We start from the raw sequence: 13,669 nt of genomic DNA on the forward strand, positions 1-13,669 counted from the left end.
GGATAGGGACTTTCAATTAAAAAGTAATCAATCGCTGTGTAGGCAGGGGGAGCAGGGGGAGCAGAGGGAGGAAGAAAATTGTCTCTCTCCTTAAAGGAAGCTACAGTGTACACACAAGTCGAAAAATTCTCTACCCACATTTTTGTCAGAGTGAAACTGTCACACAGACAGGCAATCCCGCCCAGAACTGAAGTTCAGCGGCTCATAGCCCAAGTCCACTCAAGTGGACTAAATAATTAATTCAGTCCACGCTTAGTGGACTTTAGCTATGAGACTCGGAATTTATTCCGAGGCGGGATAGAAACGCAGTGCCAGATTTTTTGTAGTGATGCAGCGTGGACTTGCAGCCGTAGGGCATACGGTCAAGATGCTTGGCGAGGGGTTAAGCAGTAGCTCCCTTTTGACCCAAGAATCCTCCGTTTTATAAACGGGGGAGTGTCAAATAAGCGAAAGACCGAATAAATTCGGTCTTTGAGATGTCACCGCAAGCATTAAGCACTCTTAAATCAGTTTTGATCCAAGCGTAGTACTGCCATAAAGGCTTCTTGCGGTACATCCACAGTACCCACAGATTTCATCCGCTTTTTACCTTTTGCTTGCTTCTGTAATAATTTCTTTTTCCGGCTGATGTCACCACCGTAGCACTTAGCTAACACATCTTTTCGCAAAGCGGGGATGTGTTCGCTGGCAATAACTTTACTGCCAATAGATGCCTGAATTGGCACTTTAAATTGATGGCGGGGAATTAGTTCCTTGAGTTTTTCCGCCATTGCTCGCCCGACGTTGTAAGCTTTATCCCGATGCACAATCATCGCCAAGGAATCCACAGGATCGCCGTTAATCATGATATCCAGCTTTACCAGAGGATTTTCACGGTAGCCGATAATGTGATATTCCATACTGGCGTAACCGCGCGATCGCGACTTCATTTGATCGAAAAAGTCAGTCACAACTTCCGCCAAGGGTAGCTCATACGTAAGTGTGGTTCGTCCTTGGGTGAGATATTTCATATCTTTGAAGATACCACGGCGGTTTTGTGACAACTCCATCAAGCTGCCAACATAAGTTTCCGGGGTAATCATCTCTACTTGGACGTAGGGTTCTTCAATTCTTTCGCGATCGTTGGGAGAAGGTAAGCGACTAGGATTATCAATGTAGAGTTCCTCACCTTTGAGGGTAATCACCTTATAAACCACCGAGGGGGCTGTAATGATTAAATCTAAGTTATACTCCCGCTCTAAACGTTCCTGAACAATTTCCATGTGCAGCAAGCCCAAAAACCCGCAACGGAAGCCAAACCCCATCGCGCTCGAAGTTTCTGGTTCGTAATGCAGCGCTGCGTCGTTGAGTTCGAGTTTTTCTAAAGCTTCCCGCAAATCTTCAAATTGGTCAGCATCAATGGGGAACATCCCGCAAAAAACCATTGGGTTCGCTTCTGCATAACCTGGTAAGGGTGACTCTGCTTTCGCCTTACTCAGAGTAATTGTGTCTCCTACCCGTGCATCAGCTACAGCTCTAATTGCCGCTCCCAAATAGCCTACTTCCCCAGCGTGGAGTTCATCAACTTGCTTTTGAGTGGGAGAAAGAACGCCTAACTCATCAATTTCAAATTCTTTACCGGATGCCATTAAATGGATGCGATCGCCTTTTTTCACTGTGCCATCCATCACCCGGAAATACACAATTACTCCCCGGTAACTGTCGTAATAGCTATCAAATATTAACGCCCTTAAGCGTTCATTTATGGTATTGGGCGGTGGCGGTATCCGCTCCACAACTGCTTCTAAAATCTCATCAATACCAATTCCTTCTTTAGCAGAAGCAAGAATCGCACCACTGCAATCTAGACCGATAATTTCTTCAATTTCGCCAATTACTCGTTCTGGTTCAGCCCCAGGCAAATCGATTTTATTCAAAACCGGGATAATTTCCAGGTTATTCTCTAACGCTAAATATACGTTTGCCAAAGTTTGCGCCTCCACACCTTGGGACGCATCTACCACCAATAGCGCTCCTTCACAAGCAACAAGAGAGCGAGAGACTTCATAAGAGAAATCCACATGTCCAGGAGTATCAATTAAGTTCAGCACATACTGCTGACCATCCTTAGCTGTGTAGTTCATCCGGGCAGCTTGCAGCTTAATTGTAATGCCGCGCTCCCGTTCCAAATCCATATTGTCAAGGAACTGTTCCTTCATCTGTCGGTCTTCAACAGTGCCAGTAGCTTGCAGCAAGCGATCGGCGAGGGTTGATTTCCCGTGGTCGATGTGAGCAATAATACAAAAATTGCGAATGCGAACTGCGGGAACGTCAGTCATATACTATCTTTGCCTTAGCAGCAACCAAAGTTAAAAGAGCAATTTACTTAATGTATTTTAATGCTTTCTTAGCCAAGACGCTGCTTTAAATGGGGAGTTAGGAGTTAGGAGTTATTATTCTTCCCCTGCCCCCTGCCCCTCTTCACCCCATCTTTAAATTTTGATCTAAATAGGTGGACTTTTAAGAATATTATGAAAGTCTATTTGTCGCTGCTAGTATTCAACAGCTAGGAGCGTACAATAAATGTAAATAAGTACATGTAGGGATCATGTAAGGATCATGGAGAATTAACACCCGTAATTACCCATCATCACTGATTTATCGGCAAAACTTCTAAAGCCATTGTCTAGTCAGTTATATGAAAAATGCGACTTAAAACTTAAAGCTGTTACTTTGGTGCTATTTCAGGGAACTATGTAAATGTCCCGATGAAGATTTTCAGTGAATTAGCCCAAATTATGAATATAACTACTTTACAAAGCTTTAGACAAAACCAATTCAGAGTATATCAAATCTATGAATATGCAAGAGAAAACTACCGAAGCGGAAAATATACCAACCGATAAGGTAGAAATTGCTGTCCGCTTGGACTCCGAGCTACTAGAGCAAATTCAGCATCTCACTAATGACCCAAGTAAAGTGATTGAGGTGGCTATTCGTCAGTGGTTGCGGGGTGAAATCCTTAGAGATGACGAACTGACGCGTACCCCTGTGCGTAAACCCGTTCCTCCTCGGGGTGAATGGAATGATTGACGCGATTAATCAGCTGTCAATGCAAGTTAAAAAGTGAAGTTTGCCAATCTGGGTTTCAGATCACCAAAAAATACTCAATAAAAAACAAAAAAGCTGTAAGAATTTATGCAAAAATTTGAGCAGCTTTAGTAAAATTACGGTCGGATACCCTTTGTCTATCCAACTCAATTAATGACTATTACTGCCAATTCCCAATTGTCAAATGTATTTTCCCAAAATCTGGAATCTATTCCCAGTAAGACTGATGGCTCATTAGCAACTCTAGGAGCCGAGTTGGTGTATACGCAAGATGGGGCAGGGCGCTATCTGACCTTTTGTTGGCAGCACAGCGAACTCCTAGGGTTAAATACCGAAAAAATAGTTGATGAACTGAACCAGACTCAAACCTTTGTCCCGGTGGATAAAGTTACTTATTTGGAACGATTGCACCGAATTTTGACAAGTTTGATGCCAGAAAGGTTTCAGTGTTGGTTTAGCTATCACCAAGAATTATTTGAGTTGGAATTGGTGATTAGTCCAATTATGCCGAGTTTGGGAACGAGTGCCACTACAGTTTTAGTGATGGGACGGTTAGTGCAAGCGACACTCAACAAAAAACAAGTAGCTGTGGCATCAAAAACGCCCATACAAATAGACTTGGCAATAAGATCGCAGCAACACCAAAAAGTGGTAAATCGCATTACCAGAAATATCCGCCGGACGTTGGATTTAGATATTATTTGGCAGCAAACAGTTGATAGTTTGGGTAAGGCTCTGCGGCTAGAGCGCTGTATTATTTGTCCTTATCAGCCCTCTAGCTCAAAAGTGGAGGTGAAGGCTGAGTATCACCAGGCAACACTCAAATCAATGCTTGGCTTAGAAATAGATATAGCTTCAGAGCCTGCCTTTGCTCAAGCTTTCGCAACCCTAGAACCAGTTGTAATGCAAGTGCCTGGATACGCACAGTCTGGGCGGCAGAAAACCCTGGTGATTGCAACTTGCTATCAAGACCAGGCCAATGGATTGGTTGCCTTGAGTTGGCAGGATGAATGTTACACATTAACAGAATCAGAATTAGAACTGGCAAAAGAAGCAGCAGATCAATTGGGAACTGCGATCGCTCATGCTACTTTATATGAAGAATTAGAAGTAGCGCGTCAAAAAGCCGAAGAAGCTTCCCGCCTCAAAAGCGAGTTTCTGGCTAATGTATCCCATGAAATTCGTACCCCCCTCAACGGCATGATTGGCTTCTTAAAGCTGATCTTGGAAGGGATGGCAGATGATCCAGAAGAACAAAACCAGTTTTTGTCAGAAGCTCACCAATTATCGATACATCTGCTGAATATTATCAACGACATTTTGGACATCGCTAAAATCGAAGCTGGCAAAATGGAGCTAACTTACGCTCCAGTCAAACTAGATGAGCTATTCCATGATGTCGAAAATTTCATGCGTCCCCAAGCAGAAATGAGAAACCTCAGTTTCCAGATGCAAATGCCTCCTACCTCTGATGAAATCATTGTCCAAAGCAACTATCAACGGTTGCTACAAGTGATGCTAAATTTGGTAGGGAATGCCATCAAATTTACCCATGAAGGTGGTGTCACCGTTAGCGCCGATTTAGTACTCAAAAAGGCGAACTTTCAAGATCAGCAGTTTCCTGGCATGGTGAAAGTACGTGTAGCAGATACTGGTATTGGTGTTTCTTTAGATAAACAAGATAAACTCTTTCAATTATTCTCTCAGGTGGATGGTTCCCGCACTCGCCACTACGGTGGTACAGGTTTAGGATTGGCAATATCCCAGAAGCTAGTAGAGGCAATGGGCGGCGAGGTACATTTTTATAGTCTGGGTGAAGGACTTGGTTCAACAGTCACATTCACCGTGCCACTATATCAACAACCAGTCATGGTTTCATCCAATGATGGCGACTCAACAAATAGTGCTGAATGTTAGTCATTAGTCATTTGGAAGATTACCAGTACTGGGTTATGAGTTTTAAAGTTTAAAGTTTTTTAGTAATTATTATTTAATTAAGCATATTGGGCATCAGGTATTGGGAAAAAAATTTCCTTGTCCTCACCTCCTGGCGTTCTCTTCAGGACTTTAACCGCTAAAGTAGAGTAGGAGGGCTTGCACGACAAATTGTTCAGCTAATCTAATATCAAGTTGCTAAAACCAGCAGTGGTCTAGTCAAAAGTCATTAAAAACTGACATCTGACAATCTAGCAGCAATTAGATTTAGGATCGATTTAACAAAGCTGAAAAATAAAATTTTGGATAATGGTTAATGAGTAACCGCGCATCTGGCACAGAGATCATTATTATTCAATGCCCCATGCCCCATGCCCCATGCCCAATGCCTAATGCCCCATGACGGCAGTTGCTCCACTTGGGGAGACCCCAAGCCGCACTGCCTTCCCAATCCCCATCATTAACTTAGCAGGTCTAAAACTTATGGAACTCACAATTGACAACGTTGAAACAGTCTTAGATGAAATGCGCCCTTATCTCATGTCTGATGGCGGTAATGTGGAACTCGTAGAACTCGAAGGGCCTATTGTAAAACTTCGCCTGCAAGGTGCGTGTGGTTCTTGCCCCAGTTCTGCAATGACCTTGAGAATGGGTATTGAGCGCCGCTTAAAGGAAATGATTCCCGAAATTGCAGAAATTGAGCAAGTGGTGTAAAAGTTAGGAGTTAGAAGTTAGGAGTTATGAGTTTGAATCAACTCCTAACTCCTTATTTTTAACTCCTAACTATTCCTATGTCCCATCCTCTTTACATCGCTTTTATCTGGCATCAACATCAGCCGCTGTACAAATCTCCTGGCAGCGGCGTTTCGCTATCTTCTAGTCAGCAGTATCGGCTTCCTTGGGTACGTTTGCATGGGACTAAAGATTATTTGGATTTGGTATTACTCTTAGAGCGGTATCCTAAGTTACACCAAACGGTGAATTTAGTTCCATCGCTGATATTGCAACTCGAAGATTATATTGCTGGCACTGCTTTTGACCCTTACCTCACAGCCAGCTTGACACCAGATGAACAACTCACGCAGCAACAGCGCGAATTTATTATCCAACACTTTTTCGATGCCAATCACCATACTCTGATTGACCCTCATCCCCGTTATGCCGAGTTGTACCAGCAAAGGCAGGATAAGGGGCAAGCTTGGTGTTTAGCAAATTGGGAATTGCCAGATTATAGTGATTTGCTAGCTTGGCACAATTTGGCTTGGATCGATCCGTTGTTTTGGGATGACCCGGAAATTGCTGCTTGGTTAAAACAGGGACGGAATTTTACTTTAAGCGATCGCCAGCGCATTTATTCCAAACAGCGAGAAATCCTCAGCCGCATTATCCCCCAACATCGAAAAATGCAGGAGGCGGGGCAGTTAGAAGTTACCACCACGCCTTACACTCACCCAATTTTGCCCTTACTCGCTGATACTAACTCTGGTCGGGTAGCTGTGCCTAATATGACACTACCTAAGCAGCGTTTTCAGTGGTCAGAAGATATTCCCCGCCACTTGCGGAAAGCTTGGAACTTTTATAAAGAACGCTTTGGACAGATACCTCGTGGTTTGTGGCCTTCGGAACAATCAGTAAGTCCGGCAATACTTCCAGATATTATTAACCAAGGATTTAAGTGGATATGCTCAGATGAAGCCGTCTTAGGGTGGACGCTGAAACACTTTTTTCATCGGGATGGGGCGGGGAATGTGCAGCAACCAGAATTGTTGTATCGACCTTATCGCCTGCAAACCGCCGAGGGTGACTTGTCAATTGTGTTTCGTGACCACAGATTATCAGATTTGATTGGCTTTACTTATAGCGCGATGCCAGCAAAAAAGGCAGCTGCGGATTTAGTGGGACATTTGCAAGCGATCGCTAAAATGCAAAGAGAGAGTCAAACTGAAGAACCTTGGCTAGTTACCATCGCTTTGGATGGGGAGAATTGCTGGGAATTTTATCCCGAAGATGGGAAACCCTTCTTAGAAGCTTTATATCAAAGCTTGAGCGATGAAACCCGCCTCAAACTCGTCACCGTCTCCGAATTTCTCGAAGAATTTCCAGCCACAGCTACCATCCCCGGAGGACAACTACATAGTGGTTCTTGGGTAGATGGTAGTTTTACCACTTGGATCGGCGATCCTGCCAAAAATCGTGCTTGGGATTACTTGACAGAAGCAAGGGAAATGTTGGCAAGTCATCCTGAAGCGACGGAAGAAAACAACCCAGAAGCATGGGAAGCGTTGTATGCCGCAGAGGGTTCAGACTGGTTTTGGTGGTTTGGTGCAGGACACTCCTCAAATCAGGATGCCATCTTTGACGGGTTGTTTCGAGAACATTTGTTTGGCATTTACAAGGCATTAAATGAACCTGTACCGCCCTACCTCAAGCAGCCAGTAGAAGTCCACGAAGCGCAGGGAAACCACACCCCACAAGGGTTTATTCATCCCGTCATTGATGGTAGGGGTGATGAACAAGATTGGGATAAAGCTGGACGCATAGAAATCGGCGGGGCGCGAGGGACGATGCACAACAGCAGTGTCATCCAGCGACTTTGGTATGGGGTGGATCACTTAAATTTCTATGTGCGGCTGGACTTTAAAAGTGGCGCTGCACCAGGGCAAGATTTGCCAGCAGAGTTGAATTTGCTGTGGTTCTATCCAGAAAAAACAATGGTTAACAGCCCAGTTCCCTTAGCAGATTTACCAGATGCAGCCCCACTTAATTACCATTTTCACCATCTTTTAGAAATTAACTTGCTGACGCAATCGATTCAGTTTCGGGAAGCTGGAGACAATTATCAATGGCATCCCCGTTTCAGTCGCGCTCAAGTAGCTTTAAATAATTGTTTAGAGTTGGCAGTACCGTGGGCAGATTTGCAAGTTCCGCCAGATTATCCTTTGCGCTTGATTTTGGTGCTTGCAGATGAAGGGCGTTTTTGCAACTATTTACCAGAAAATGCTTTGATTCCCATTGAAGTGCCTTAGAACTTAATAGGTTTGGTGTTTAGCCCTTTCAAGGTGACTTGTAATATCATGTCCGCTAAATTACCCATAATAAAAGAACCCCTCCCCGCTTTTCGGGAGGGGAGACAAAGCATAGCTTTGGCGGGGTGGGGTTCTTCGAGTTTAATAAGCAATCAAGCGGACATGATATAAAATCTCTTTTTTCTCTCTGCGCTCTTTGCGTCTGAGCGGTTAAAAAGTCTTTTATTTAACCACAGAGGCACAGAGGACACAGAGAGAAAGAGACAATCCTAAAAGCTTTTACTTAAGTTTACACAAATGACAGATGTACGCCCCTACAGCCGATTCATGTGTAGCAAAGGATCTAAAATCATATTTAATCTTATTTGTCAATCTGTAATTTCTACAAAAATTTAGTTTTATTTTTTGAAAAAGTTTGATGATTTGGCAAAGTTGCAGTAATTTTACTGTAACCAAGGAATATTTGTCGTAAGATTAAAAACATTTCAGAACAGATATTCTACGCTAATGGATCGCTTTTCTCAGAAAATAACGAATTCTCAAGAGAGCATTTTACAGCAAACTCAACTTGGCCAGATGTGTGGCTCCAAGAAGCTATTGCGCGATCGCTATGAAATATTGCAAATTTTGGGTAGAGGTGGATTTGGGATTACGTTTTTAGCCAAAAATGCCGTATTACCTGGGAATCCTCTCTGTGTTGTTAAACAGCTTTGTCCGAAAGTGACTAATCCTCAAACCTGGCAAAGGGCATGTAGGCGCTTTGAAAAAGAAGCAAAAACTTTGGGCCAACTCGGTAGTCATTCACAAATCCCCATGCTATTAGACTACTTTCAGGCAAATGGGGAGTTTTTTTTAATTCAAGAATATATTCCGGGTTTGACTTTGGGACGAGAAGTGCGGCAAACTGGCCCCAAAAGTGAAGCCTCAGTTAAACAGTTTTTGCAAGAATTATTACCTGTATTAAAGTATCTTCATAAACATCATGTGATTCATCGGGATATTAAGCCCCAGAATTTATTGCGGTGTGAGTATGACAAACGAATAGTACTGATTGATTTTGGGGCAGTGAAAGAGCAATTAGCTGAAGCTTGTGAAAACTCTCCCAATCAAGTTGCAAACACCAACTTTATCGGAACCAGAGGATTTGCACCACCAGAACAGTTTTCTCTACGTCCAGTTTATGCCAGTGATATTTATGCACTGGGTATAACTTGTATTTTTATGTTGACTGCTAAAAGTCCTTTAGAATTTGACTACGACGCAAATAGTGGTGAAATATGCTGGCAAAAAGAGGTAAATATTAGCAATAGTTTTGCCCAGATTTTAGGAAAAATGGTAAAAATTTCGTTAACTGATCGGTTTAAAACTGCCGATGAAGTGATGAAAGCTTTAGGTCATGAAAGCTATTTGCCTACTTTGGCTGACTGTTTAACTACCCAAAAATCAAATAATAAAAGTATTGTACAATACGGAAATTCTTACGAAACTCCTGATGTATATTTACCACCTGTTACTAGAACTGCTAATGCTATTCGGAGATGGAGAGCAAAGCTAAAGTAAACAAGTTCGCACAACTAAGTTGAAACTTTAGAGGTTCAAATTCCGGCTTTTTACCATCGGTAAAACCGCGTTGCGATACTCTCTCACTTTCCATAACTTTCTGGTATATCTCTCCACGGTACTCCTGTTCTGAGTATCCAGAGAATGCCATTCACAACCTGTGAACGCTCATGATTTGGTTTACCTGTTTTGGGTTTTTGTGGTGGCAGTAGCGGTTTTAACCTTTCCTATTGTTCGTTACTTAAGTCTCCTCCATTCATCAACCCACCCTGTCTGCGTTCGCCTATTTTTTAGGATATAACGAGTTTGAAAACACGCCCTAGCCCTGTTTTGTCACTTTTGGAAAACCATAATCAAAGCCAAATTCTGAAACTTTCATTTAAGCAAGGTTTGAAGCTTTATTTTCTAACAGAAAGTAAAAGTTATAAACAAAAAAGCTGAAATTCAATCCCTATAACCGTTTGAGCAGTTATATTTTCCCCAAGTAACAAAATAGGGCTAACCAAGCCTCCCAATGATCTCGATCCTATCTATGACAGCGCATTGAAAACTACGTGACTACCACCATCACCGTCTCTAGTGAACGATCCCTGAAAAGCCCAATTGATGTATCCACCATCGCCTTCATGGGTGAATTCACCACTTTTAAATCCGTAAATACCAAAAATAGTGCCATCTTTATAACTTGCCGAACCATAAAATACTATATCGTTCAGTCCCCCAGTTTGAGGATGTTGAGACAAATTGACAGTTAATACATTGTAGTGCTGTCCCAGGTTAAAATAAGCCGTTTCGACAAGATTATCAGTAAACGCTCCACGGTCTGAGTTATCGTTTACAGCACCCGCAATTGCTTGAGCAACTCCAAGAACATCAATACTAGCGTCAATACCTACAGACATGACCTTTTATTCCTCTTAAATTTAAGCGTATAGTAACCGCTTTTTACATTGATAATATCCACCCTAGGAATGAGAATAAGTCTTGGTAGCTCTTATAGGGCTTAGTTGCACAATCACCCCACACGGCTCTACATTCAGTAGACCGAAAAGTTGTGCGATCGCACCTGTGGGTATGCAGTTAGTTATGAGAAGTGCTGTTCTGGTAAATTAAGTTCTGATAAGTAAAAAATTGGTTCCTGCTAACACCTCCAGCGACAGTTTTGTAAGTCACTCCGGTTCTGCGATCGCACTTGATTATCACCGAATAAACTTTGTTGCAAATCTGAAAGTGCTGAATTAGTTCGCATCTAGTTTTACTGTGCAGCAACCTGCAATACATCTGACATTTTTCATGAATGGCTTTGCTTTAGAGGGATCTAAAACTTTTTATACCGACAATAGGACTTTTCAAACACCCTCTTATTGCCCAAAGTATCAAATTAACAATTAATCATGGGTGATTTAAAATATCAAAAACAAATTTAGTAAGCATTTTAACTACATTTAATAGTCATGATGGTTAATTAATCAGGGTTTATCTTTAATACTTAGTAGGTTATTGCGTGTCAATATACAAGCAAAATTACTAGGTTTAAAAGTCTCGGAAAATTTTTTATTCAAATTATTATATAATCGAGAGAATAATTAATTTTATGGCTCTCGTAGTTTTCCACAGATGAGGAAGACTGACACTATTTACAAACGCTAACTATATTAAGTAATTCCCCAATCCCCAGAGCAGGGTTTTCTACCACGAGTAAGCGAGAGTCAATTTTCTTCAGGGAAAGTTCGGGGCAAACTTAGCCTAAGTTGTCATGCAGTCGCGCCTGTCAGATCATGATCTGCTGCTTAAATCCCGATTGCTCAAATCCCCTGAATCCCAATGGAAAGAAGTTTTGCCAAAGTTGTAGCACCCCGTTGGTGTCACTTTTAAGAAATCGCTTCCGTGTCATCCGAGTTCTTTCAGATGAGGGGGGATTTGGCAGAACCTATCTATCAGAAGATGTCGATAAACTCAATGAACGTTGTGTTATCAAGCAATTAGCTCCAAAATTCCAAGGAACTTGGTCGCAAAAAAAGGCGATGGAGTTGTTTGCTGAAGAAGCGCAGCGACTACAAGACCTTGGGGAACATCCCCAAATTCCGACTTTGCTAGCTTACTTTGAGCAAGACGGCTGCCTATATTTAGTGCAGCAGTTTATCAATGGAGAGAATTTATTAAAGGAGTTGCAACAGCGCAAGACTTATAACGCTAGGGAAATTCAATCGATTTTGCTAGATATACTACCTATCCTCAAATTTATCCACGATCGCAAAGTCATTCATCGAGATATCAAGCCAGAAAATATTATCCGCAATAAAAGTGATGGGCGATTAAGTCTGATTGATTTTGGTTCCTCAAAGCAATTTACTGTCAAAGTTCAGCAGAAATCAGGCACATCCATTGGTTCACATGGTTATTCACCCCTGGAACAAATTAGAGATGGTAAAGCTTTCCCCGCCAGTGACTTATTTGGTTTGGGCGCTACCTGCTTTCATCTGCTAACGGGAAATTCCCCCTTTCAGTTGTGGATGGAATCTGGGTATGCCTGGGTGAGTAATTGGCGGGAATATTTGCGGAGTCCATTAAATCCTGAGTTGGATTTTGTCATCGACAAGCTTTTGAAAAAAGATATCCATGAACGTTACCAGTCAGCCGATGAAGTTCTTAGAGATTTGAGTCCAAAACAACTCCTGGCGCTACCACCAGCCGGGAAATCCTCTGGTAAAATACCACCAACTAAAGCACCAGATTTACCAAAAAGTTATCCCTTAGTGAGAATTGTAATCTTGGTAAGTGCTTTGATTCTGTTGTTTGGATTTCAAGAATCTTGGTATAGACATTTTCGCCGGATTCAGACCAGTTTGGTTTCTCGGCTGACTCAGCACAATAATTCTGGCAAAGATGAAGCGTTTTTAGGTCAACCACTAAAGATTTCTTTGGGTAAGGTTTCCTTAGCTAATACCCTGCAAGGGCATGGAAACTCGGTTTTATCTGTTGCTATCAGCCCTGATGGCAAAACCATTGTCAGCAGTGGGGGCGATGGCACAATCAAACTTTGGAATTTCGCAACCGGAAAACAAATCTCTTTACTTGATGGGCATTCTCAGCAGGTGAATGTGGTAGCGATCAGTCCAGATGGCAAAACTCTGGTTAGTGGTAGTGATGACAACACCATCAAAATCTGGAATCTAGCAACGCGAAAGCAAATTCGCACTCTTACAGGGCATTCTGATTCAGTTCATGCCTTAGCCATCAGTGCTGATAGCGAGACTCTGGTTAGTGGTAGTGATGACAACACCATCAAAATCTGGGATTTAGCAACAGGAGAGCAAATTAGGACACTCACAGGGCATACATTCTGGGTGCGATCGCTAGCTATTAGCCTTAATGGTGTGATTCTTGCCAGTGGCAGTTTTGACAAGACTATCAAAATCTGGAATCTGACAAAAGGTTACTCAATCCGCACACTAGAGGGAAATTATCAAACAGTAACAGCCGTGGCTATCAGCCCAGATGGTAAAACTTTAGCCAGTGCTAGCCGCGATGTCTACGACGGGCTACACCTACGCACCATTAAACTTTGGAATCTAACTACGGGAAAAGAAATTCGCACACTAGCAGGACATGACAACACAGTCACATCCGTAGCTTTTAGTGCTGATGGGAAAATGATTGCTAGTGGTAGCCGCGATCGCACCATCAAATTGTGGAATTCAGCCACAGGCGAAGAAATTCTGACATTGACGGGGCATAGCAACACTGTGACATCAGTAACCTTCAGCCCTGATGGCAAGACCCTTGTCAGTGGTAGTGAAGATAATACTATTAAAATTTGGCAATTGTCTCAGTGAAGAGGAATTTTGACAGTTACCGATAGTTTGGAGCAGAAAAATGCAGGTTCACAATTTTATGCGATCGCTGCGGAAATATTGCCTTCAATTATCAGCATCTATCATCCCTGAAGACAGTAATTTTCAATTTTATCAGAAGAATGGGTTTAAAACCCCGTCGTTCTACGACGGCTTTAATTAATTTGTTCTCTTACAGAATATTTGGTATAATGTAAGAATGAC

Annotated in this window: 9 protein-coding genes; 6 read left to right on the top strand and 3 right to left on the bottom strand. The window is 42.4% G+C overall.

What is annotated here, in order from left to right:
• Positions 1–506: 506 nt before the first annotated feature.
• Positions 507–2,318, bottom strand: coding sequence for a translation elongation factor 4 (lepA, locus tag V7K25_RS21735; RefSeq protein ID WP_335160529.1), 1,812 nt, complete (start codon positions 2,316–2,318; stop codon positions 507–509).
• Positions 2,319–2,835: 517 nt separating this feature from the next.
• Between lepA and V7K25_RS21740 the strand changes: the two genes are divergently transcribed.
• From V7K25_RS21740 to V7K25_RS21760, 5 genes are all read left to right on the top strand, one after another.
• Positions 2,836–3,072: a hypothetical protein gene (locus V7K25_RS21740; protein WP_335160530.1), complete on the top strand. Its 237-nt coding sequence runs from the start codon at positions 2,836–2,838 to the stop codon at positions 3,070–3,072.
• 171 nt (positions 3,073–3,243) lie between these two features.
• Positions 3,244–5,007 carry a sensor histidine kinase gene (locus tag V7K25_RS21745; RefSeq protein WP_335160531.1) on the top strand — a complete coding sequence of 588 codons (1,764 nt, stop codon included), beginning with the start codon at positions 3,244–3,246 and terminating at the stop codon, positions 5,005–5,007.
• Between the two features lie 501 nt (positions 5,008–5,508).
• Positions 5,509–5,739, top strand: coding sequence for a NifU family protein (locus V7K25_RS21750; RefSeq protein ID WP_100897064.1), 231 nt, complete (start codon positions 5,509–5,511; stop codon positions 5,737–5,739).
• Positions 5,740–5,816: 77 nt separating this feature from the next.
• A complete protein-coding gene (locus tag V7K25_RS21755; RefSeq protein WP_335160532.1) occupies positions 5,817–8,051 on the top strand; it encodes a glycoside hydrolase in 2,235 nt (744 codons plus the stop codon).
• A gap of 507 nt (positions 8,052–8,558) precedes the next feature.
• On the top strand, positions 8,559–9,611 hold the full coding sequence (locus V7K25_RS21760) for a serine/threonine-protein kinase (RefSeq protein ID WP_335160533.1): 1,053 nt from the start codon (positions 8,559–8,561) through the stop codon (positions 9,609–9,611).
• 83 nt (positions 9,612–9,694) lie between these two features.
• Here V7K25_RS21760 and V7K25_RS31685 read toward each other — a convergent pair whose 3' ends face one another.
• Complete coding sequence (locus V7K25_RS31685) at positions 9,695–9,820, bottom strand: transposase (RefSeq protein WP_442948105.1); 126 nt, start codon at positions 9,818–9,820, stop codon at positions 9,695–9,697.
• 321 nt (positions 9,821–10,141) lie between these two features.
• The gene (locus V7K25_RS21770) at positions 10,142–10,513 is read right to left on the bottom strand and encodes a hypothetical protein (protein WP_335160535.1); all 372 of its coding nucleotides are present in this window, start codon (positions 10,511–10,513) and stop codon (positions 10,142–10,144) included.
• A gap of 876 nt (positions 10,514–11,389) precedes the next feature.
• Between V7K25_RS21770 and V7K25_RS21775 the strand changes: the two genes are divergently transcribed.
• Positions 11,390–13,447 (top strand): serine/threonine-protein kinase, encoded by a 2,058-nt coding sequence (locus V7K25_RS21775; RefSeq protein ID WP_335160536.1) that lies wholly within the window; start codon positions 11,390–11,392, stop codon positions 13,445–13,447.
• Positions 13,448–13,669: the final 222 nt, after the last annotated feature.

Source organism: Nostoc sp. (genome assembly GCF_036919495.1).
Taxonomy (GTDB): Bacteria; Cyanobacteriota; Cyanobacteriia; order Cyanobacteriales; family Nostocaceae; genus Nostoc.